Below are 22,176 nucleotides of genomic sequence, written 5' to 3'. Positions count from 1 at the left end.
CTCTTTTTACCCTAGATTTTTCGCGGCTTCCAGCGTAGTGTTGCGTTTACCTCCCACGGTTACGTTTCGGGGTATGGCCATGCCGTCTTTCCCAAGGTTCCGCGGATTGTTGCTGTTAGCCGCCCTGCCATTGCTCTCCGGATGCAATGCGGTGCTGCTCTCACCATCAGGCGACATCGCGGTGCAGCAGCGCAACCTGATCATCATCTCGACCGGCTTGATGCTGCTCATCATCGTGCCGGTGATCTTCCTGACCTTCCTGTTCGCGTGGCGCTATCGCGCCAGCAACCGCGACGCGCACTACGACCCCGACTGGAACCACTCCACCATGCTGGAGCTGCTGATCTGGGCCGCGCCGCTGCTGATCATCATCGCGCTCGGCGCGCTCACCTGGGTCAGCACCCACCAGCTCGATCCCTACCGCCCGCTGGCGCGCCTGTCCGAAGGCCGCGAGGTGCCGCCCGGCACCAAGCCGCTGGTGGTCGAAGTGGTGGCGCTCGACTGGAAGTGGCTGTTCCTCTATCCCGAACAGGGCGTGGCCGCGGTCAATGAACTGGCCGCGCCGGTCGACCGCCCGATCCAGTTCAAGATCACCTCGTCGACGGTGATGAACTCGTTCTTCATCCCGGCGCTGGCCGGCCAGATCTACGCCATGCCGGGCATGCAGACCACGCTGCACGCGGTCATCAACCATCCCGGCGAATACGAGGGCCTGTCGGCCAACTACAGCGGCGCGGGCTTTTCCGGCATGCGCTTCCGCTTCCACGGCCTGGACCCGCAGGGCTTCGACAAGTGGATCGCCGACGCCCGCGCCTCCGGCGCCACGCTCGGCCGCGACACCTACCTGAAACTGGAGCAGCCCAGCGAACGCAACCCGGTGCAGCGCTACGCCAGCGTCGCGCCCGGCCTGTTCGACGCCATCGTCAACCGCTGCGTGGAACCGAACCGCATGTGCATGAAGGACGCCATGGCGATCGACGCCGGCGGCGGCATGGGCATCCCCGGCGCGCGCAACATCGCCAGCCTGGATGCGGCCACGCGCGAGCGCCTGGGCCTGGCCGATGCGCCGCCGCGCAAGTACGTCGGCGCCATGTGCACCTCGGCGGCGGAACTGGCGCTGTAGCGGCGTCGCCGCCGCCACGGCGCAGCGCGTGAAATCAAGGTATTCCCCCTGGAAACCGAGCCCTGGAAACCGAGATGACTGATCAACCAGACCTCACCAAGCTGATCTTCGGTCGCCTGACCTGGGACGCCATCCCCTTGCACGAGCCGATCCTGCTGGCGACTTTCGCCATGGTGGCGATCGGCGGCATCGTGGTGCTGGGCGCCATCACCTACTACCGCAAGTGGGGCTACCTGTGGCACGAGTGGTTCACCAGCATCGACCACAAGAAGATCGGCATCATGTACATGATCCTGGGGCTGGTGATGCTGCTGCGCGGCTTCGCCGACGCCATCATGATGCGGCTGCAGCAGGCCGTGGCCTTCGGCGATTCCACCGGCTACCTGCCGCCGCACCACTACGACCAGATCTTCACGGCGCACGGCGTCATCATGATCTTCTTCGTGGCCATGCCGCTGGTCACGGGGCTGATGAACTACGTGGTGCCGCTGCAGATCGGCGCGCGCGACGTGGCCTTTCCGTTCCTGAACAACTTCAGCTTCTGGATGACCACCGGCGGCGTGGTGCTGGTGATGATGTCGCTGTTCGTCGGCGAGTTCGCCCGCACCGGCTGGCTGGCGTATCCGCCTTTATCGGGCATCGCGCAGAGTCCGGACGTGGGGGTCGACTACTACATATGGGCCTTGCAGATCGCGGGGGTCGGCACATTGCTGTCCGGCGTGAATCTGCTGGTGACCATCGTCAAGATGCGCGCGCCCGGCATGTCGCTGATGCGCATGCCGGTGTTCACCTGGACCGCGCTGTGCACCAACGTGCTGATCGTGGCGGCGTTCCCGGTGCTGACGGCGGTGCTGGCGCTGCTGTCGATGGACCGCTACGTCGGCACCAACTTCTTCACGGCCGACTTCGGCGGCAACGCCATGATGTACGTGAACCTGATCTGGATCTGGGGCCATCCCGAGGTCTACATCCTGATCCTGCCGGCGTTCGGCATCTTCTCGGAAGTGGTCGCCACCTTCTGCCGCAAGCGCCTGTTCGGCTACGCGTCGATGGTCTACGCCACGGTCGTGATCACGGTGCTGTCGTACCTGGTTTGGCTGCACCACTTCTTCACCATGGGGTCCGGGGCCAGCGTGAACTCGTTCTTCGGGATCACCACCATGATCATCTCGATCCCGACCGGGGCCAAGATCTTCAACTGGCTGTTCACCATGTACCGCGGCCGCATCCGCTTCGAGGTGCCGATGCTGTGGACCATGGGCTTCATGGTCACCTTCGTGATCGGCGGCATGACCGGCGTGCTGCTGGCGGTGCCGCCGGCCGACTTCGCGCTGCACAACAGCCTGTTCCTGATCGCCCACTTCCACAACGTCATCATCGGCGGCGTGCTGTTCGGCCTGATGGCCGGCATCACCTACTGGTTCCCCAAGGCCTTCGGCTACAAGCTCGATCCGTTCTGGGGCAAGTGCTCGTTCTGGTTCTGGCTGGTGGGCTTCTACTTCGCCTTCATGCCGCTGTACGTGCTGGGCCTGATGGGCGTGACGCGCCGCGTCAACCACTTCGAGGACATGTCGCTGCAGATCTGGTTCCAGGTGGCCGCGTTCGGCGCCTTCCTGATCGCCATCGGCATCGCCTGCTTCCTGATCCAGCTGGTGGTCAGCTACCGCCGCCGCGATTCGCTGCGCGACGAGACCGGCGACCCGTGGGACGGCCGCACACTGGAATGGTCGACCTCCTCGCCGCCGCCCAACTACAACTTCGCCTTCACGCCGCGGGTGCATGACCAGGACGCCTGGTGGCAGATGAAGCAGCACGGCTACCAGCGCCCGCAGACCGGCTTCATCCCCATCCACATGCCCAAGAACACCTGGGCCGGCATCGTGCTGGCGGCCATCAGCGTGGTGATGGGCTTCGCGCTGATCTGGCACATGTGGCCGCTGGCGGTGCTGTCGTTCGCCGCGCTGATCATCGTGTCCATCGTCCATACCTTCAACTACAAGCGCGAGTACTACGTGCCGGCCGACGAGGTCGTGCGCACGGAGGACGCCCGCACTCACCTGTTGGCGAAACATGTCTGATACCCTGGCCCCCACCCTGCCCGGCGGCGCCACGCCGCCCCCGGAGCCCGTGTTCCACGTGGCCGGCGAGCACCACCCGAAGAACGGCACGCTGCTGGGCTTCTGGGTGTATCTGATGAGCGACTGTCTCATCTTCGCCTGCCTGTTCGCCACCTACGGCGTGCTGGGACGCAACTACGCCGCGGGCCCGTCCGGCGCCGACCTGTTCGACCTGCCGCTGGTGGCGGTCAACACCTCGCTGCTGCTGCTCTCGTCCATCACCTACGGCTTCGCCATGCTGGAGATGCGGCGCAACCGGGTCGGCGCCACGCAGGGCTGGCTGGCGGTCACCGGCCTGCTGGGGCTGGGCTTCCTGTCGCTGGAACTGTATGAGTTCGCGCACCTGATCCACATCGGCGCCGGGCCGCAGCGCAGCGCCTTCCTGTCGTCGTTCTTCACGCTGGTGGGCACGCACGGGCTGCACGTCACGTTCGGCATCGTCTGGCTGGTGACGATGATGGTGCAGGTGCGCATGCACGGCCTGATCCCCGAGAACCGCCGCCGGCTGATGTGCCTGTCGATGTTCTGGCACTTCCTGGACCTGATCTGGGTCGGCGTGTTCACCTTTGTCTACCTGATGGGAGTGCTGCCATGAACGCCCATGCCGACCACGCGGGCCACGGCCACGGTCACGGCCACCATGACGATGACGACGGCGCCGCCCATGGCACCCTGAAAAGCTACGTCACCGGCTTCATCCTGGCGGCCATCCTGACCGCGATCCCGTTCTGGCTGGTGATGGACCGGGTGTTCGAAAGTTCGCGCACCACGGCGCTGATCATCCTGGCCTTCGCGGCGGTCCAGATCGTGGTGCACATCATCTATTTCCTGCACATGGATGCCAAGTCCGAAAGCGGCTGGAACATGTTGGCGTTAATATTCACGCTGGTGCTGGTCGTGATCACGCTCAGCGGATCCATCTGGATCATGTATCACCTGAACTCCAACATGATGCCCATGTCGATCCACGACATGCGGAATATGCCCTGACGTGATGGCGGCAACAAAAGACTCTACGCATTCCGGCGACACCCCCCGCAATCCCCGCAGCGCAACCACCCTGGCCGTCCTGGGCGTGGTTGCGGTCGCGCTGTTCGCGGGCCTGTGCGCCCTCGGTACCTGGCAGGTGCACCGCCTGGCCTGGAAGCAGAACCTGATCGCGCAGGTGGACCAGCGGGCGCACGCGCCCGCCACGCCCGCCCCCGCTCGCGCCGACTGGCCGGCGCTGACCGCCGACAACGCCGAATACCGACGCGTGTCGGCCAGCGGCGCCTACCAGTACGACAAGCAGACGCTGGTGCAGGCCGCCACCGAGCTGGGCAGCGGCTACTGGGTCATGACGCCGCTGCAATTGGCGGATGGCGGCGGCACGGTGCTGGTCAACCGCGGCTTCGTGCTGCCCGAATGGCGCAAGCGCCAGGCCGCCGGCGGCCAGCCCGCGGCGGACGCCGCGCCGGTCAAGGTCGACGGCCTGCTGCGCATGGGCGAGCCGGGCAACGGCTTCCTGCGCAACAACGATCCGGCCGCCAACCTCTGGTATTCGCGTGACCTGCCCGCCATCGCCCAGGCGCGCGGGCTGGGCGAGGTGGCGCCCTACTTCATCGACGCCGACGCCGCCCCAGGCGCCGGCCGCGATCCGACGCAGGCGCCGGTCGGCGGCCTGACGACGCTGACCTTCCCCAACAACCACCTGGTCTACGCCATCACCTGGTACGCCCTGGCCGTCATGATCATCGTCGGCGCCGGCATCGTGGCTCGCGAGGAACGGCGGCTGCGCGCGCGCCGCTGACCGGATCAGATCGGGCCCGAATCGACCATCGCAGAGCGGGCGTAGGATACCGGCGTCGCAAACGCCCACGGTATCCCCGCCATGCCTCTTTCCGTCATCGTCATCGGCGCCGGCATCGCCGGCCTGACGGCCGCGCACCGCCTGTCGCAACACGGCGTGCGCGTCACCGTCCTGGAAGCCCGGGACCGGGTCGGCGGCCGCATGAGCACCGACCTGCGCCACGGCTGGCGCATCGATCGGGGCGCGCAGTTCCTGTCCAGCGGCTACGCCCGCATCCACGCCCTGCTGGCCGAGACCGGCCTGCTGGCCTCCTGCCGCCCCACCTCCGGCTGGAGCGCGACCGTGGCCGATGGCCGCGTCCGGCGCCTGCACGCGCGGCGGCCCTGGACCCTGGCGTCATCCGGCCTGATGGGCAAGCGGGAGCTGCTGCGGCTGGGCTGTCGCATGGCGGCCGGCATGCGCGGCACCGCCCGCCTGCCGCTCGATGACTATGCCGCCTGGAGCGACTGGGACGACGGCGACACCGCCGCCTGGGCCGCCCGACTGGCGGGCGAGCGCGGCCTGGACTACCTGTTCGAGCCGATGCTCGAGGGGTTCTATTTCCAGGCGCCCGAGCAGACCTCGCGCGCCCTGTCGATGGCGTTGTGGGCCTTCGGCGCGCGCCGCAGCCGCACGCTGGCGCTGGCGCAAGGCATGCAGTCGCTGCCCGAGGCCCTGGCGGCGCCGCTGGACCTGCGGCTGGGCACGCCCGTCACCGCGCTGGACGTGACGCCCGGCCGGGTCTGCGCGCACACGCCGGCGGGCCCGTTCGAGGCCGACAAGGTCGTGCTGGCGGCGCCGGCGGCGCAGGCGCGCGCGCTGTACCGCGGCGACAGCGAGGCGCAACAGGCCCTGCTCGCCACGCCCTACAGCGCCACCCTCAACATCGCCATCGCGTTGCCCGGCGGCCTGCCCGCGCCGCAAGGGCTCGAGGACGTCTACGGCCTGCTGATCCCGCGCCGCGAGCGGCAGGTCATCGCCGCGGTCGGCATCGAGTCGCGCAAGGCCGCCACCTTGGTGCCGGCCGGCGGCGAACTGCTCAACGTCATGCTGGACGGCCGCGCCGGCGCGCGCCTGCAGGACGCCGACGAGCGGCGCGTGCTGGCGGAAGTGCTGCCCGAACTGGGCCGCCATTTCCCCGGCCTGGTCGGCCGCATCGACTTCACCCATTTCTGCCGCTGGCCGGCGGCCGAGCCCCTGTCGGCGGTCGGCCGGGCGCGCGCCATCCGTGATTACCGCCGGCAATGGCGCGACGCCGACCCGGTGGTGCTGGCCGGCGATTACCTGGCCATGCCCACCACCGACGGCGCGGCCCACAGCGGCGAATGGGCGGCCGCGGCCCTGTTGCGAAACCGCGTCACCGGGGCCGATTCCGCTCCCGTCAATCGGTCCGACAATCGCCGCAGATGACCGGAAATGCGTGACGGTTGACTGAGAATGCTTGAGTGCAATCTACACAGGCAACCGGGAACAACGCGGGCAGCACGCCCCCCCGTCGTTCCCGTTGTTTTTCCCCACTCAAGGAGTTCTCCGGATGAAAAAGACGCTGCTCGCGGCCGCCATGTTGACCACTCTTGCCGGCGCGGCCCAGGCTGAAACCTCGGTCACCCTCTATGGCGTCATCGACACCGGCATCGGCTACAACAAGGTGTCCGGCTCGGTCAACGCGACCGACCCCATCACCGGCGCGCCCCGCGCCGTCGACGTCGGCGCCAGCCGCATCGGCATGATCAACGGCGTCCAGTCCGGCTCGCGCTGGGGCCTGCGCGGCTCCGAAGACCTGGGCGACGGCCTGCGCGCCATGTTCACGGTCGAAAGCGGCTTCGACTCGGGCAACGGCACGTCCCAACAAGGCCGCCTGTTCAACCGCCAGGCCACCATCGGCCTGGCCAACGACAGCTGGGGCTCGCTGGAATTCGGCCGCCAGACCACCGTCGGCGGCACCTTCCTGGGCGATATCGACCCCTTCTACACCAGCTTCACCCAGGCCAACATCGGCACTTCCTTCAGCGCCGCCAACACCATGCGCTGGGACAACATGGTCATGTACCGCAGCGCCTGGTCGGACGGCTTCCAGTTCGCCCTGGGCTATTCCTTCAACGCCGACAGCACCGACAAGAACCAGAGCGGCTTCCGCACCGGCGACAACGCGCGCGGCATCACCGCCGGCCTGCGTTACGTCCAAGGCCCGCTGAACGTCTCGCTGACCTATGACCAGCTCAACAGCTCGAACTCGGCGCGCCAGCTCGACGCCGATGGCGACCCTGTCATGGTCGCCGGCAAGCCGGCCGAATTCGACCACTCCGTCACGCCGCGCCAGTACGCCGTGGCGGCCTCCTACGACCTCGAAGTGCTGAAGCTGGCCGCCGCCTATGGCCGCACCACCGACGGCTGGTTCGTCGGCCAGGACCTGGCGGCCAACACGGCGGTCAACGACCAGCTGGGCACCTTCCACTACGCGGCCGGCTTCAAGGCCAACTCCTACATGCTGGGCGCGACCCTGCCGCTGGACGGCATGAGCAACCTGTTCGGCTCGTGGCAGCATGTCTCGCCGTCCAACGACAAGCTGACCGGCGATGACGCCAACATGAACGTCTGGAGCGTGGGCTACACCTACGACCTGTCCAAGCGCACCATGGTTTACGCCTATGGTTCGTACGGCAAGAACTACGCCTTCATCGAAGGCTTGAAGAGCACCGCTGGCGGCGTCGGCTTGCGCCACCTGTTCTAAGCATCCACGCCGGGCCGGCCCTGCCGGCGCCACGCGCGCGACACCGCCACGGATCCGCTCCGTGGCGGTTTTTTTTGGCTTCGGCCTGCGACGACGCGCGGCGCCCTGGCCCGTTTGCCCGGTTTTTCAACGACGAGTGGCCGCCCCTCTCACGATACAAATAGACAGAAAATCACGGTTTTTGCCAGGAAATAGGACTTTTTGACCTACACTAGGGGCTGGGAACCACGTTGGGCGTCATGCTCAACGTGTTGTTCCCTTTATTTTTTCCCTCTACAGCAAGGAGTTCCACGGATGAAAAAGACGCTGCTCGCAGCCGCAATGTTGACCACTTTTGCAGGCGTCGCTCAGGCAGAAACGTCAGTCACTCTCTATGGTGTCATCGACACCGGCATTGGCTACAACAAGATCAAGGGCAGTGGCTATGACGGCAGCAAGCTCGGCATGATCAACGGCATCCAGGCCGGCTCCCGCTGGGGCCTGCGCGGATCCGAAGACCTGGGCGATGGCCTGCGCGCCGTGTTCACGCTGGAAAGCGGTTTCGATTCGGGCAACGGCACCCGCGGCCAGAGCGGCCGCCTGTTCGGCCGCCAGGCCACCCTCGGGCTGGCCAACGACGCCTGGGGCACGATCGAATTCGGCCGCCAGGCCACCGTCGGCTCGAACTACCTGGCCGATATCGACCCCTTCTACACCAGCTACACCCAATCGAACCTGGGCCTGGGTTTCAGCGCGGCCAACACCATGCGCTGGGACAACATGATCATGTATCGCAGCCCCTCGATGAGCGGCTTCCAGTTCGCCGCGGGCTATTCCTTCAACGTCGACGATACCAACAGCGACGAAACCCATTTCCGCACCAACGACAACTCGCGCGGCATCACCGCCGGCCTGCGCTACGTCGAGGGCCCGGTCAACGTCACCCTGACCTACGACCAGCTCAACGGCTCGAACCGCGGCTCGATCGACCACGGCGCGACGCCGCGCCAATACGCCATCGGTGCGTCGTACGACCTGGAAGTGGTGAAGCTGGCCGCCGCCTACGGCCGCACCACCGACGGCTGGTTCGTCGGCCAGGACCTGCCGGCTGGCACGCCCTTCAGCGACGAGTTTGGCACCAACCGCTACGTGGACGGCTTCAAGGCCAACGCCTACATGCTCGGCGCCACCTTCCCGATCGGCGGCGCCAGCAGCGTGTTCACCTCGTGGCAACACGTCTCGCCGTCCAATGACCGCCTGACCGGCGGCGACGCCAACATGAACGTCTGGAGCGTGGGCTACACCTACGACCTGTCCAAGCGCACCAACCTGTACGCCTATGGTTCGTACGGCAAGGACTACGCGTTCATCGACGGCCTCAAGAGCACCGCGGCCGGCGTCGGCATCCGCCACGTGTTCTAAGGCAACGGGTCGCGCCGGCGCTGCCGGCGCCCCGGCGGCTCGCCGTAGGCGCGCCGGTACATGGCGATGAAGGCGCTGTCGCTGGCATAGCCCACGGCATGCGCCACTTCCGTGACGGACGCGCCCTCGGCCAGCCGGGCCCGCGCCATCAGCAGGCGGCATTGCGTGCGCCAGCGCGTGAACGGCAAGCCGGTCTCCGCCAGAAAGGCGCGCGCCAGCGTACGGCCGCTGGCGCCCACCCGGCGGCCCCAGTCATCGATCGACAGCGCGCAGGCCGGATTTGCCAGCAGTTCGCGCGCGATCGGCGCCAACCGCCGGTCGCGCGGCATGGGCAGATGCAGCGGCGCCGCGGGCGCCGCCGCCAGTTCATCCAGCAACGCGCCCACCAGGCGCTGGCGCGGCCCGTCCAGCGCCTGGTCGGAGGGCCATTGCGTCACGCGCACGATCATTTCGCGCAACAGCGGATTGACGTCGAGGATGCGCGGCTCGCGCGGCAGGTCCGGATAGACCGCCACATCGAAATACAGGCTGCGATAGGCGAACGTGCCCTGCATGGCCGTGCGATGCACGCACCCGGCCGGCAGCCAGGCTGCCTGCAGCGGCGCCAACTGCCCCACCCGGTCGGTGAGATACAGCGTCACCCCGCCTTCCGCCTGATACAGCAATTGCGCGCGTTGGTGCGCATGCCAGTCCGACGCGTGCGCGCGCGTGTCGATCGCCATGCCCACCACGGGGCAGGCGACGAGGTCCGGATCTTCGACGGCATCGGGGGAATAGACAGGCATGTCCGATTGGCGATGTTTTATGGCGCGATAGCGTGATTTTGCGCGCCGCCGCGCGCCTACGCTAGCGGCTTTTCGCATCAAGTCCGTCGCATGTCTTCCCGTCTTTGCTCCCCGTCCGCCTGCGGCGCCCCGCCGCCGTCCTGGCTCGTCATCGCGCTGCTGGCCCTGCCGCAGATCGCCGAGACCATTCTCGCCCCCGCCCTGCCGGACCTGGCGCGCCACTGGCGCCTGGATGCCGCCGCCACGCAGCCGGTCATGGGCGTCTTCTTCGTCGGCTTCGCCGCCGGGGTGTTTCTATGGGGACATCTCGCCGATACCTGGGGCCGCCGCCCCGCCATGCTGGCCGGCCTGGCCACCGGGCTGGCGGGCACGCTGGGCGCGCTGGCCGCGCCGCATTACGCGGCGCTGCTTGGCGGCCGCTTCGTCCAGGCGCTGGGCCTGGCGGCGTGCTCGGTGGTGACGCAGACCGCGCTGCGCGATTGCCTGGACGGCCCGCGGCTGACGCGCACCTTCGTCACGCTGGGCGCGGTGCTGGCCTGGTCGCCCGCCGTCGGACCGTTGACGGGCCAACTGCTGGCCGACCGGCATGGCTATGCCGGCGTGCTGGCGACGCTCGCCGTCGTGATCGCGCTGCTGCTGGGGTCGGTCGCCTGGCGCTGGCACGAAACCCGCCCGGCGCGCACCGGCCACGTGCCGCTGGCGGCGCTGGCCGGCCAGATGCTGGCCGACGCCGCGCTGCGCCTGGCGGTGCTGCGGGTCGCCGGCCTGAACCTGCTGGTGTTTTCGTTCTATGCCGCCGGCCCGTTCATGACGGGCCCGCTTCCGGGACTGGGTTTCGGCTGGGTGGGCCTGGGCGTGGCGCTGGTGGGCAGCCTGGGCGCCGCCGCCAACCGCCGGCTGCCCGCCGCCGCGGACGCCGAGCGCCGGGTGCGCTACGGCCTGCGCTGCGTCGCGCTGGGCACGGCGGCGCAGGCCGCCGCCATGGCCTGGCGCCCGGAACCGGGCTGGCTGTGGGCGGCCGCGGCGCTGCCGGTGTTCGCGGGCTATGGCCTGGCGATCCCCAATCTGCTGGGGCCGGCGCTGCGCCGCTACGGGCATTGCCTGGGGCGCGCCGGCGCCCTGTTCGGCCTGGCCTACTACAGCCTGCTGGGGTTGGGGTTGGCGGCCACCTCATGGCTGCCTTTCGACACGCCCCGGCCGTTGTCCCTGGCGTGGCTGGGGTTGGCGCTGGCGTTGCTGCTGGCGCGCTCGAAGCCGGCTTGAATGCGGCCCTCTGCGCAAGACGTCGCGGCGCGCTAGCGCGCGGGCGGGTCGGGCGTCTCGACCGCCAGCCCCTCGGCGCGCCAGTCCGGGAAACCGGCGTCGAGCCGCCGGGCGCGCAGGCCGTGCGCCCGCAACGCGGTGACGGCGTCGGAAGACAGCACGCAGAACGGGCCGCGGCAATAGGCCACGATCTCGTGCGCGGCCGGCAATTCGCCGAGCCGCTCGAGCAACTCGCCGGCGGGGATATTGATGGCGCCAGGCAGATGGCCTTGCGCGAACTCGTCGGCGGGCCGCACGTCCAGCAGCGTCATGCTGCCTTCGCCCAGGCGGTCGAGCAGTTCGTCGCGCGAGATGGCTTCCAGCCCGTCGCGGCGATCCTGGCTGTCCGCCACCAGGCGCCGGATCTCGCTCCGGTTGTGCTGCGCCACGGCCCCGAGGGCATTGAGCAGCCCGGCGATGGGCGCGGTGCCGAGCCGGTAGTACACATGCTTGCCGTCGCGCCGGGTCGCCACGAAACCGGCGCGGCGCAACTGCTGCAGGTGCTGCGAGGTATTGGCGACCGACAGGCCGGACAATTCGGCCAGCCGTTCGACCGGGCGCTCGCCCTGCGCGATATGCTCGAGCAGCACCAGGCGATGGGCGTTGCCCAGCGTGCGGGCGAGTTCGGCCAGTTCGGCCGCGAGAGGGGTCTGGAGGGGTGGCGCGGTCATTGGCGGCGATCTTAGCATTGGGGCCGCGTCAATCAAGCGGGACCTTGAACGACGCCTGGCGTGAACCTGGCGTGACGGTGCAATGAACACGAAACACGTGACTGTCATCATTGGATACTTCTTCAGCCGACCCCGAAACGCTCATTCATGTCCCGCTCGCCCAACTCCGTCCTTCCCCGCCCTTTCACCGCGCGCTGGCGCCCCGCCCTGCGGATCCTGGCCCTGGCCGCGCTGCCGCTGGTGCTGGCCGCCTGCAACGGCAGCAAAGACGATGATGACGACAGCCCCGTCGTCCAGAATCCGGCGCCGCCGACCGACACCCGCAACCAGGCCTATCTGGCGACCAAGCCGGGCGACGTCATCAAGGTCCGCATCGAGGAACTGCACCCGACCCAGGCCGCCATCGGCTACGACCAGATCTACTACAAGCTGGGCCGCTGGCAAGGCGACTTCAACCGTCCCACCTGGGCGGCCGACGCGACCAAGCAGCTGGATTATCTGAACCGCACGGTCGGCAAGAAATTCAGCGACTACTGCGAGGACATGGGCGCCAACACGTCCCAGGCCTTTACCTCCATCGCCCAGCTGCAGGCCGCGCGCCTGGACCAGCCGGCCACCTTCAACTGCACCGCGGCGATGGGCGCAAACCCCACCAACCTGAAGACCGTGGTGGTCGGCTGGGACGGCAATCTGTACCTGACCGACGGCCACCACACGTTCTCGTCGCTGCGCGAGATCGCCGACGGCGGCCCCAAGCTGCCGGTATGGGTCAAGGTCGACGCCAACTACAGCGGCATCGGCACCGCCTCGGCCTTCTGGCAGCGCATGGTCGACGAGCGCAAGGCCTGGCTGCGCGACGGCCAGAACCAGCCCATCACCGTGGACCAGCTGCCGACGCGGGTGGGCATCGCCAACGCGCAGGAAGCCGGCGGCATGCAGGAAGACCGCTATCGCTCGCTGGTGTACTTCACCCGCGACATCGCCTACAGCAACGGCAGCCTGCCGGAGTTCGCGGAGTTCCTGTGGGGCGACTGGCTGCGCCGCCAGGTGGCCGGCGGCCAGCTGCCCGGCCTGGACCAGTACGCGATGGCCGCGCCGTCCACGCCCGCGCAGATCCTGACGGTCAGCACCTTGAGCGGCGCGTTGGCGCCCACCGGCGCCAACGACGGCTATGCCGCCGCCGTGCGCAACGCCGCGCTGAAGATGACCGCGCTGGCCGACACCGACATCGTGTTCCAGGACCGCACGGCGGCCAGCCTGGGCCGCATCCAGCTGGTGGCTGGCGCCCCCAGCGGCTCGCCCACCAAGACCGCGCGCGACACGCTGGAAGAACTGCCGCGCAACGACGTCAAGGCCGACGCCACGCCGCAAGGCACCCCGCGCGGCGCGGGCAAGCTGTGGTTCGCGGTCAACTACCGCGCCTGCGGCAAGCCGGCCACCGGCACCTGCTGGGGCTGGTAGGCGCCGGGGCGGCCACGCCGCCTCAGCGGTCGATCTGCATGGCCGGCCGGGCTTGCACCTTGCCCAGCCAGGCCTGCACCTTCGGGTGCGCCGCCACGCGCGCCCCGAGCATCGTGCTGTAGCCGATCACCGAGCCCACCACCAGGTCGGCCAGCGAGTATTCGGCGCCCAGTATCCAGGGCTGGCGCGCCAGGTGACCGTCCAGCACCGCCAGCAAGACGTCCAGGTCGGCCAGCGCCCGTTCCGCCTGGCTCGGATCGCGTTGGCCTTCCTCGCCGTAGCCGACGTGGAACAGGCGCCACAGCACCGCGCCGTACGACACATAGGCCCACGCGCTCCAGGACATGGCGGCCAGCCGTTGCGGCGTGCCCGCGGCGGGCCACAGGCCGCGCTCGACGCCCCATTGCTCGCCCAGCCACAGCTGGATCGCCAGCCCTTCGAACAGCGGCGCACCGTCCACGGTCAGCGTCGGCACCTTGCCATTCGGATTGATCGCCAGGAATTCGGGGCGATGCTGCTCGCCGGCGCGGATGTCGACCTTCACGCGTTCGTGCGGCACCTGCAGTTCGGCCAGGGCGGCGGCGATCGGGGAGGCGCTGGACTGGGGATACCAATAAAAGACGATGGACATGGAAAAACTCCGGTTTCGTGGATTCCCGCCGCGGCCCCATGGCCGCTGGCGACGGGATGAACTGTAGAATCCATTGCGGACAGTTTCCGCCCTCGATTCGTTTTATCGTTGTCCCCATGCTCACTTCCAGCAACCGTCTCCTGCGCCTGCTTTCGCTATTGCAGACCCGCCGCCACTGGGCCGGAGGCGAGCTGGCGCAGACGCTGGAAGTGCACCCGCGCACCCTGCGGCGCGACATCGACCGGCTGCGCGAACTGGGCTACCCGATCCAGGCCAGCAGCGGCGTGGCCGGCGGCTACGCCTTCCGCGCCGGGCACGCGCTGCCGCCGCTGCTGCTGGACGACGACGAGGCGCTGACGGTGGCGATCACCCTGCGCACCGCCGCCACCGGCACGGTCGGCGGCATCGAGGAGGCCGCGCTGCGCGCGCTGGTGAAACTGGAACAGGTGATGCCGTCGCGGCTGCGGCACAAGATGGATGCCTTGCGCTCGGCGCTAGTGCCGCTGGCCCGCCACACCCCGCTGGTGGACGCGGGCCTGCTGGCCGCGCTGGCGGCCGCCTGCCGCGACCAGCTGCGGGTGAGCTTCGGCTACATCGACGGCCGCGGCCAGGCCAGCACGCGCGAGGTCGAGCCGCAGGGGCTGGCGCACACGGGCTGGCGCTGGTATCTGGTGGCCTGGGATCCGGCGCGCGATGACTGGCGCACGTTCCGCCTCGACCGCATCGCCGGCCAGGTGACGCCGGGCGCGCATTTCCGCCCGCGGCCGCCGCCCGATGGCGGCGACCTGCGCGGCTACGTGGCGCGATCGGTGGGCCAGGCGCCCAACGCCGAGGACGCCCGCGTCATCCTGCACGCGCCGCGGGCGGCGATGGCGGCGCGCATTCCGCCGTGGGCCGGCGAACTCGATGCGCTCGATGACGGCCGTTGCCTGCTGCGTTGCGCCGGCCAGTCGCCGGACATGCTGGCCTACTGGCTGATGACGCTGGACGTGGAGTTCGACGTGCTGGCGCCCGCGGCGCTGGCGCAGCGCCTGCGGCAGGCGGGCGAACGCGTCGACCGCATGCTGCAACGCCGCGCCGCGCGCGACGAGGGCCTCTGACCCCTGCGTCTGAACCCTATTCCCCGGCCCCTCGGGCCGATGCCGAGGAATGGCACCCGAACCGGTTGTTTATCCGCTGATTGCCCCGATGCGCGCGGGCCGCAGTTCGAGTATCTTGTGACTCCCTCGCACATTCCGGAGCCCCTGCCGCCATGAGTCTCGAACCGACCTCCTCCCCGTCCCAGCCCGCCCCCGCCGTCGCCACGCCGTCCGCCGACGTCTTCCTGCAATTCCTGGTGAACCTGGTGAACAACGGCGGCCAGCTCAAGAGCATCGGCGTGACGCTGCAGATGGGCGGCATGCTGGTGTCCGGCGAGATCGTGTCGGGCGCCGAGTACTTCGACCGCTTCGCCGAAACCTTCGCCGACTCGCTGTCGGACGCGGACGGCCAGGCGCGGCAATCGGTGCGCACCTCGCTGGCGGAACTGGGCGACGTGTTCCGGCTGCCGCAACCGGCCGAACCCCTGCCCAACTACATCCACCTGGCCGACGCCCTGTTCTTCACCGCCGACGGCACCCCGATCGCCGGCCAGCCGACGCTGTGGCGCGGCCGCAGCAGCGCCGTGGACGGCTTCATCCTGGGCCGCCTGCAGGCCGCCTGAGCCGGGCGACCGCGCCAGGGCCTGCCGAACACGACAGGACGCCTCGCACGCGTACCCCTCCGTGCGGGGAGCGCTTCCTAGGGCGAGACGCAGGCGTTGAAACTGCGCCAGGCGGCGCCATCGGCCGCCAGCCAGACCGCCAGGCATTGTGCGCTGAGCGGCGCGGACAGCGTGGCGCCGCGAAACAGCAACCCGGGATGCGAACGCAGCCAGACGAAATCGTGGATGTCCGCGATGTCGTCAGCCACCACTTGCAGGTGGGTGTCGGCGAGACATGCCATCAAGGCGTTGAAGCGGCGTTGCAGCCCACGGTCGGCGCCGAGTCCGCGCGGGATTTTCAACACCAGGCCGGTCGCGCAAAGCTCGCCACAGGCCACCGGCTGGCCGCCGCAAGTAGCAGGCAGCAGCTGCGCGCGCAGGCCGGGACGGAATTCGGCGTAGCTGGCCACGGCCTGCGCCTGCGGCATCAGGCGCAGGATCAACGGCAACTGGAAGGTGAGACGCCGGGCCGCCAGGTGCGTCCTGTCACGGCGGGCGGCGGCGCCGAAGCAAAGCTGTTCGCGCGACAGGCCCAGGTCGAGATCGGTGCACAGGCGCTGCGCCAGGTCGGCGTCGCCCGGGGCGGTCAGCGCATGATCGAAAGACAGGTCGATGGGCGCGTCAGGCCGGGAAGCGAAAGCCGCCGCGGCCCGCAAGCGGGCACGCTGGGGCGCCAGATCGACGGCGCGCCAGGGCATGAAACTGTCGGCGACCGCGTACTCGTGCACCCGGCCTTGCGCGGTGAAGACCGGCTGGAACCGCAGGAACAGGGATTCTTCGGGCGGGAAGCAGGCGTGAGTGGCGTCACGCATGGCGGGACCGGACCACGGGCGCCGGCCAGAGGCGGCGCGTGGGGGAGAACATCATGGAACCTCATCGGGGCGCGGCCAGGCCGCAATGCCGGCCGTGTCGGACGGAAGACCAGCAGGGATGTGGACGATGGTGCCAAAGGCGGGGCAGCGATTGAACAGGAATATTCTCAATCGGCCGCGTGATCGCGCCTGGATGGATCCGAGCGGGCGCTGGCTGCCCAGGTGCGGCCGGCGCGCCCGTCCTGCTTGCATTTTTGAGATTCCTCCCACCGCCTGCGGCCGTCATGAACCCTAAAATTCTGTCCCCTCGTCCGGCTTCGGCGCCGCCGGCTCCGCCCGCGGCCGCCGATGCGGAATAATTCGTCGGTCCCTCCCGCCAACCCGACCGCGCCCCGCATGCAAAGACTCCGCATCGTCATCGCCGACGATCACCCCCTGGTCCTGATGGCCATGACCGAACTGCTGAAGCAGTACCTGGGCTTCGAGGTCGTCGCCGCGCTGGACTCGCCGACGGCGCTGGTCGAGCAGCTCGAGCGCGAGCTGCCGCAGGTGGTCATCACCGACTACGCCATGCCCGGCGACGACCTCTACGGCGACGGCATCCGCCTGGTCAAGTACCTGATCCGCCACTATCCCGGGGTCCGCGTGGTGGTGCTGACCATGGTGTCCAATCCCATGATCGTGTCGGCGCTGTACGACGCCGGCGTCGATGCGGTGGTCTTCAAGCACGACAGCCCGAACGAGATCGTCAGCGCCCTGCAGGCGCTGCAACGCGGCCGCAAATACTATCCGCCCGGCCTGACGCGGCGGCCGTCGCCAGCGGGGCGCGGCGCGCTCATCGGCGACCGCATCAACAGCCTTTCGCCCAAGGAGTTCGAGGTGCTGCGGCATTTCGTGCGCGGCGAGTCGATGATGCAGGTGGCCGGCAGCCTCAAGCGCAGCGTCAAGACCGTCAGCGGCCAGAAGATCTCGGCCATGCGCAAGCTGGACGTACGCACCGACCAGGAACTGGTGGCGTTCTGCGTCGAGCACGGCATGTTCCAATGAGGGTTCGATGAACCCGATAGAGAAGATGGGCATGACGCGGCAATCCCCGGAAACCGTCATCGGCCAGGCGCTGGACCGCCAGGCGATGCAGGCGCTGATTGAACGGGCCGACGGCCAGCCGCTGGCCTTCGACGACTGCGACTTCCAGGAAGCCGACTTCTCGCGCCTGGATCTGCGCGGCGCCCGCTTCACCGCCTGCGCCATCGCCGGCGCCTCGTTCCAGGGCGCGACGCTGGCCGACAGCGTCTGGCGGCGCTGCCGTGGCGGACAGGCCGTGTTCGCCTCGGCCGACGCCAGCGAGGCGCTATTCGAGCATTGCGACCTGAACAATGCCAACTGGCGCCGCGCGCGCCTGGCGAGCGCCCGCTTCCAGGGCTGCAAGCTGACCGGCGCCGACTTCGACGGCATCGCCTGCCTGGGCTGGACGCTGGAAGACTGCCTGCTGGTGGGCGCGCTGGTGCGCGGCATCTCGTTCCGCAAGTGTGCATTGCAGCAACTGGACTTCTCCGACGCCGACCTGACCGGCTGCGATCTGCGCGACACGGTGTTCCATGGCGGCAGCCTGCGCAACGCCACGCTCAAGAACGTGCGGTTCGAGGGCGCCGACCTGCGCGAGGCCGACCTGGGCGGCATCGACCTGTCCGCCGCCGCGCGGCTGGCCGGCGCGGCCATCTCCAAGACCCAGGCGGCGGCGCTGCTGGCCGAACTGCGCATCACCGTCATCTGACGGCGGCCGCGCCGTCCGCGCGGACGCCCGCAAGGCGCCCGGTCCCGCTACACTCCTGGCGACAGGCCGGTCATCGGCACCGGTCCGCGACCAGGGAACCGCCATGCTCGAAACAGACAGCATTCAAGCGCGCAGGTCCAACGGACAGAAGGCCCGGGAACGCGTCAAGCGTTCGGCCCACGCCGCCCTCGGCAATGTCGACCGGGACCCGATCCGGTTGCTGCGGATCAACAGCGCCGGGCGGGTGCAGGCCCTGATCCCGCTGCGCTACGGCCGCATGGCGGCCTCGCCCTTCACCTTCTTTCGCGGCGCCGCCATCCTGCAGGCGCACGACCTGGCCGGCACCCCGCATACCGGCATCTCCATCCCCATCTGCGGCGACGCCCACCTGCTCAACTTCGGCGGCTTCGCCACGCCCGAACGGCAGCTGCTGTTCGACCTGAACGACTTCGACGAAACCGCCACCGGCCCGTGGGAATGGGACGTCAAGCGGCTGACGGCGAGTCTGGCGGTGGCGGCGGCGCACATGGGCTATGGCCGCGGCGACAGCGCCGACATCGTCATGGCGGCCGCCAGCGAATACCAGCTGCGCATGAACGAGTACGCGCAGAACAGCACGCTCGACGTCTGGTACCAAGGCATCACCTTCGAGCGCATGCTGCAGGACGCCGAGACGCCCGAGGGCCGCCGGTTGATCGGCCGCGCCATGGAGAAGGCCGCCGGCCGCACCAACGAGAGCATGCTGCACAAGATGGCGTACCTGGACGGCGGCCACTGGCGCATCCGCGACGCGCCGCCGGCCATGTTCCACCCCGGCGGCCCGGTGACGCTGCTGGGCAAGGCCGAGCACTGGCCGGACACGCCGACCTGGAAGAAAAAGATGGCCAAGTGCTACGCCGGTTATCTCGACAGCCTGGCGCCGGACCGGCGCGAACTGCTCAAGCACTTCGCGGTGCAGGACGTGGTCTTCAAGGTGGTGGGCGTGGGCAGCGTGGGCACGGTCTGCCTGGTGATGCTGATGGTCGACAGCTGGGGCAATCCGCTGTTCCTGCAGGTCAAGGAAGCGCGCCAATCCGTGATCGCCCGCTATGCCCGCGACAAGGCGCCCGCGCATGACGGCTATCGCGTGGTGGCGGGCCAGCGGCTGCTGCAGGCGGCCAGCGACATCTTCCTGGGGTGGTCGACGGGGCCGCGCGGCAGGCACTATTACTTCCGCCAGTTGCGCGACATGAAAGTGTCGGCCGACGTCGAGAGCTTCAACCAGAAGATCCTGACCGGTTACGCCCGCATGTGCGGCCGCGCGCTGGCGCGGGCCCATGCCAAGGCCAGCGGGCACTCGGTGGAGCTGGCCGCGTACATGGGACGCGCGGGCCAATTCCCCGAGGCGCTGCTGGCGTATGCGCAGGGCTACGCGCGGCAGAACGAGAAGGACTACCGCCGCTTCCTCGAGGCCTGCCGCGCGGGCAAGCTGCCCATGCGCACCGACGAGGACATGGCGGCGGACTTCCGCGTCTGACCGCGCCCGGCCGTCAGGCGCCGGCCACGCCCATGGCCGGATCGCTCACCGTGTGCGCGCCGGTCTCGACGCGGCCGGCGAAGCGGCGGTAGAACGCCGGATCGCTGGAGCAGGTGACGGCGAAGTCATACCACTGCCCGCTGGCCGCCAGCCCCCAGTTGCGAGTGGCCTTGCCGCCGCCCGCCACGTCCAGCGTCACCGCCGCGTCCTGGCGGTACGCCTGCGGCGCGACCGTAAAGGTGCAGGCCTTGGCGCCGGTGTTGAGCAGCTCGGCGTAGACCTCGCCGTTGGCGATGTCGTAGCAGACCCGGATCTCGGGCAGCGCGCCGCTGTCGGCGATGCGGTTGGTGTCGCCCTTGAAATGGCGGTGGTAGCCGTTGGGGCCGAGCACCCACAGGTCGTACATGCCGAGGTTGTCCTGCAGCGCGTTCCAGGTGTCGGACAGGGTCTTGCCGGCCTCGACCGCATAGCGGCGCGGCAACCGGTCCAGGTGATAGCGGTCGTAGACATGGAACACCGCGCCCTGCGTGCCGGTGTTGGCGAACACCAGCTCCACCGTGCCGGCCGCGGCGCAGCGCGCGCTGGTGTGCAGTTCGTAGGGCAGCGCGCGCGACGGCCGCGTGCCGCTGGCCTGCAGCGGCAGCTGCATATCGGTGGGCAGCGGCATCTGCGGCAGGGCCTCCTGCGCGGTGCGCAACTGGTCGGCCGCGGCGCGCGTGGCGCGTCCGGCCAGCGTCGGCAGCGACTCGGTGTTGGGCGTCTTGAAGTTGAAGGTGCTGGTCAGGTCGCCGCAGACCGCGCGGCGGAACGGGCTGATGTTGGGCTCGGCCACGCCGAATCGCGCTTCTAGGAAACGCAGCACCGAGGTGTGGTCGAACACCTGCGAGTTAACCCAGCCGCCGCGGCTCCAGGGCGAGATCACGTACATCGGCACGCGCGGGCCGGGGCCGTAGACGCGGCCGTCCTTGGTCGCCGGCTGGGTCGTGCTGCCGGCGGGCGAGGCGTGCGTGAAGTACTCGGGCGTCAGGTCGGCATCGGCCAGCGTGGTCTTGCCGGCCGGGCTGCCGCCGGCGTCGCGCGACGGCGCGGACGGCGACGGCACGTGGTCGAAATAGCCATCGTTCTCGTCGAAATTCACCAGCAGCACCGTCTTGCTCCAGACCTCGGGCACGGCGGTCAGCGCGTCCAGCACTTCCTGCAGGAACCAGGCGCCCTGCACCGGGCTCGACGGGCCGGGGTGTTCGCAGTAGATCGACGGCGCGTTCATCCAGGACACCTGCGGCAGCTTGCCGTCGCGGATGTCGCGCTTGAAGGCGTCCAGGTAGTTCTCGGGCGCGGCGCCCGGCAGCGTGTTGGCCACGCCCTTGTAGAGCGGATTGGCGGCATTGTCGGTGGCCGGGTCGTAGGCCTTGTACGGCAGCGCCTGGCCGGTGTTGGCGTAGGGCACGCCCGGCTCGCCGCCGCTGGACACCGGAAAGCCGGAGTTCACGTTGGCCTGGCGGAACGCGCGGAACGCGCCCAGCATGTTGTCGCCCCATTCATCGGGCATGTTCTGGTACGAGATCCAGCTGACGCCGGCCTGCTCCAGCCGCTCGGCGTAGGTGGTCCAGGTGTAGCCCTTGTTGACGTTGGCCGGCAGGCCGTCGATCCAGTCCCACTCGTTGTTGACGAAAGCGGTGTTGGTGGGCACGGCGCCGTTGGTGCCGGTCAGGTGGAACGAGCGGTTGGCGTCGGTGCCGGTATGCATCGAACAGTGATAGGCGTCGCACAGCGTGAACGCGTTGGCGAGCGCGAACTGGAACGGGATCTCGCGTTCCTTGAAGTAGCCCATCGAGATGTCGTTCTTGTGCGTCGGCCATTGCGCCATGCGGCCGCCGTCCCAGGCTTTCTGGCTGTCGTCCCAGCTGTGCGGGGTGCCGGAGACGCGCTGCGCGTTGTTGGTGGTGCCGTCGATGTGGAACGGCGTCAGCACGGCGCCGTTGGCGCGTTGCTGCTGCCAGACCTTGCGGCCGTTGGCGAGCGGAATCGGGAAGCGGTCGCCGAAGCCGCGCACGCCCTTGAGCGTGCCGAAGTAATGGTCGAACGAGCGGTTCTCCTGCATCAGGATGATGACGTGCTCGACGTCCTTGATGGTGCCGGTGGCGTTGTTGGCGGGGATGGCGAGCGCGCGGCGGATGCTGGGCGGAAAGGCGGCGAGCGCGGCGGCGGCGAAGCCCGCGCCCGTGGCGGTCTGGAGGAAATTGCGGCGGGAGGTCATCAGCTCTACTCGGGATCGTGGAGGTC

At 69.0% G+C, this 22,176-nt stretch carries 20 protein-coding genes; 15 read left to right on the top strand and 5 right to left on the bottom strand.

All coding sequences use genetic code 11. The features are described 5' to 3' along the window. Positions 1-79 precede the first annotated feature (79 nt). The 8 genes from cyoA (at position 80) to H0523_RS14185 (ending at position 9,200) form a co-directional block, all read left to right on the top strand. Positions 80-1,123, top strand: a complete 1,044-nt coding sequence (gene cyoA, locus H0523_RS14220; RefSeq protein ID WP_054429238.1) for a ubiquinol oxidase subunit II — start codon at positions 80-82, stop codon at positions 1,121-1,123. A 74-nt stretch (positions 1,124-1,197) separates the two neighbouring features. Next, positions 1,198-3,201, top strand: a complete 2,004-nt coding sequence (gene cyoB, locus H0523_RS14215; RefSeq protein ID WP_054428713.1) for a cytochrome o ubiquinol oxidase subunit I — start codon at positions 1,198-1,200, stop codon at positions 3,199-3,201. Continuing rightward, positions 3,194-3,835 carry a cytochrome o ubiquinol oxidase subunit III gene (gene cyoC, locus H0523_RS14210; protein ID WP_054428714.1) on the top strand — a complete coding sequence of 214 codons (642 nt, stop codon included), beginning with the start codon at positions 3,194-3,196 and terminating at the stop codon, positions 3,833-3,835. The genes cyoB and cyoC overlap by 8 nt, the downstream gene beginning before the upstream one ends. Beyond that, entirely contained in the window at positions 3,832-4,230 is a 399-nt protein-coding gene (gene cyoD, locus H0523_RS14205) for a cytochrome o ubiquinol oxidase subunit IV (protein WP_054428715.1), read from the top strand. The genes cyoC and cyoD overlap by 4 nt, the downstream gene beginning before the upstream one ends. 4 nt (positions 4,231-4,234) lie before the next feature. Further along, complete coding sequence (locus tag H0523_RS14200; protein ID WP_082385809.1) at positions 4,235-5,029, top strand: SURF1 family protein; 795 nt, start codon at positions 4,235-4,237, stop codon at positions 5,027-5,029. A gap of 81 nt (positions 5,030-5,110) precedes the next feature. After that, the gene (locus tag H0523_RS14195) at positions 5,111-6,478 is read left to right on the top strand and encodes a protoporphyrinogen/coproporphyrinogen oxidase (RefSeq protein ID WP_054428716.1); all 1,368 of its coding nucleotides are present in this window, start codon (positions 5,111-5,113) and stop codon (positions 6,476-6,478) included. 124 nt (positions 6,479-6,602) lie between these two features. Beyond that, positions 6,603-7,799: a porin gene (locus H0523_RS14190; RefSeq protein WP_054428717.1), complete on the top strand. Its 1,197-nt coding sequence runs from the start codon at positions 6,603-6,605 to the stop codon at positions 7,797-7,799. Positions 7,800-8,093: 294 nt separating this feature from the next. Continuing rightward, positions 8,094-9,200, top strand: coding sequence for a porin (locus H0523_RS14185; RefSeq protein ID WP_054428718.1), 1,107 nt, complete (start codon positions 8,094-8,096; stop codon positions 9,198-9,200). Here H0523_RS14185 and H0523_RS14180 read toward each other — a convergent pair. Then, complete coding sequence (locus H0523_RS14180; RefSeq protein ID WP_054428719.1) at positions 9,197-9,985, bottom strand: AraC family transcriptional regulator; 789 nt, start codon at positions 9,983-9,985, stop codon at positions 9,197-9,199. The genes H0523_RS14185 and H0523_RS14180 overlap by 4 nt on opposite strands. Positions 9,986-10,075: 90 nt before the next feature. On the opposite strand from H0523_RS14180, the gene H0523_RS14175 reads away from it, so the two are divergent. Continuing rightward, the gene (locus tag H0523_RS14175; protein ID WP_054428720.1) at positions 10,076-11,248 is read left to right on the top strand and encodes a multidrug effflux MFS transporter; all 1,173 of its coding nucleotides are present in this window, start codon (positions 10,076-10,078) and stop codon (positions 11,246-11,248) included. Between the two features lie 32 nt (positions 11,249-11,280). Here the strand turns inward: H0523_RS14175 and H0523_RS14170 are convergent, their stop codons facing one another. Then, on the bottom strand, positions 11,281-11,958 hold the full coding sequence (locus tag H0523_RS14170; protein WP_054428721.1) for an ArsR/SmtB family transcription factor: 678 nt from the start codon (positions 11,956-11,958) through the stop codon (positions 11,281-11,283). Between the two features lie 147 nt (positions 11,959-12,105). Here H0523_RS14170 and H0523_RS14165 point away from each other — a divergent pair, with 147 nt between their 5' ends. Further along, entirely contained in the window at positions 12,106-13,419 is a 1,314-nt protein-coding gene (locus H0523_RS14165) for a ParB/Srx family N-terminal domain-containing protein (protein ID WP_054428722.1), read from the top strand. Between the two features lie 22 nt (positions 13,420-13,441). Here the strand turns inward: H0523_RS14165 and H0523_RS14160 are convergent, their stop codons facing one another. Next, a complete protein-coding gene (locus H0523_RS14160) occupies positions 13,442-14,050 on the bottom strand; it encodes a glutathione S-transferase family protein (protein ID WP_054428723.1) in 609 nt (202 codons plus the stop codon). Positions 14,051-14,166: 116 nt separating this feature from the next. Between H0523_RS14160 and H0523_RS14155 the strand changes: the two genes are divergently transcribed. After that, entirely contained in the window at positions 14,167-15,150 is a 984-nt protein-coding gene (locus H0523_RS14155; protein WP_054428724.1) for a helix-turn-helix transcriptional regulator, read from the top strand. 152 nt (positions 15,151-15,302) lie between these two features. Further along, positions 15,303-15,752, top strand: a complete 450-nt coding sequence (gene gvpU / locus H0523_RS14150; protein WP_180180079.1) for a gas vesicle accessory protein GvpU — start codon at positions 15,303-15,305, stop codon at positions 15,750-15,752. A gap of 77 nt (positions 15,753-15,829) precedes the next feature. Here gvpU and H0523_RS14145 read toward each other — a convergent pair whose 3' ends face one another. Then, positions 15,830-16,603: a hypothetical protein gene (locus H0523_RS14145; protein WP_054428725.1), complete on the bottom strand. Its 774-nt coding sequence runs from the start codon at positions 16,601-16,603 to the stop codon at positions 15,830-15,832. A 396-nt stretch (positions 16,604-16,999) separates the two neighbouring features. On the opposite strand from H0523_RS14145, the gene H0523_RS14140 reads away from it, so the two are divergent. From H0523_RS14140 to H0523_RS14130, 3 genes are all read left to right on the top strand, one after another. Beyond that, positions 17,000-17,650 (top strand): response regulator, encoded by a 651-nt coding sequence (locus tag H0523_RS14140; RefSeq protein WP_054428726.1) that lies wholly within the window; start codon positions 17,000-17,002, stop codon positions 17,648-17,650. A 31-nt stretch (positions 17,651-17,681) separates the two neighbouring features. After that, on the top strand, positions 17,682-18,377 hold the full coding sequence (locus tag H0523_RS14135; RefSeq protein WP_054429241.1) for a pentapeptide repeat-containing protein: 696 nt from the start codon (positions 17,682-17,684) through the stop codon (positions 18,375-18,377). Between the two features lie 103 nt (positions 18,378-18,480). Beyond that, complete coding sequence (locus tag H0523_RS14130) at positions 18,481-19,893, top strand: DUF2252 domain-containing protein (protein WP_054428727.1); 1,413 nt, start codon at positions 18,481-18,483, stop codon at positions 19,891-19,893. A gap of 13 nt (positions 19,894-19,906) precedes the next feature. Here the strand turns inward: H0523_RS14130 and H0523_RS14125 are convergent, their stop codons facing one another. Further along, complete coding sequence (locus H0523_RS14125) at positions 19,907-22,150, bottom strand: phosphocholine-specific phospholipase C (protein ID WP_054428728.1); 2,244 nt, start codon at positions 22,148-22,150, stop codon at positions 19,907-19,909. Between the last annotated feature and the right edge of the window lie 26 nt (positions 22,151-22,176).

It is taken from the genome of Achromobacter insuavis (genome assembly GCF_902859645.1).
Classification (GTDB): Bacteria; Pseudomonadota; Gammaproteobacteria; order Burkholderiales; family Burkholderiaceae_B; genus Achromobacter; species Achromobacter insuavis.
This window is presented reverse-complemented; position numbering and strand designations above follow the sequence as displayed.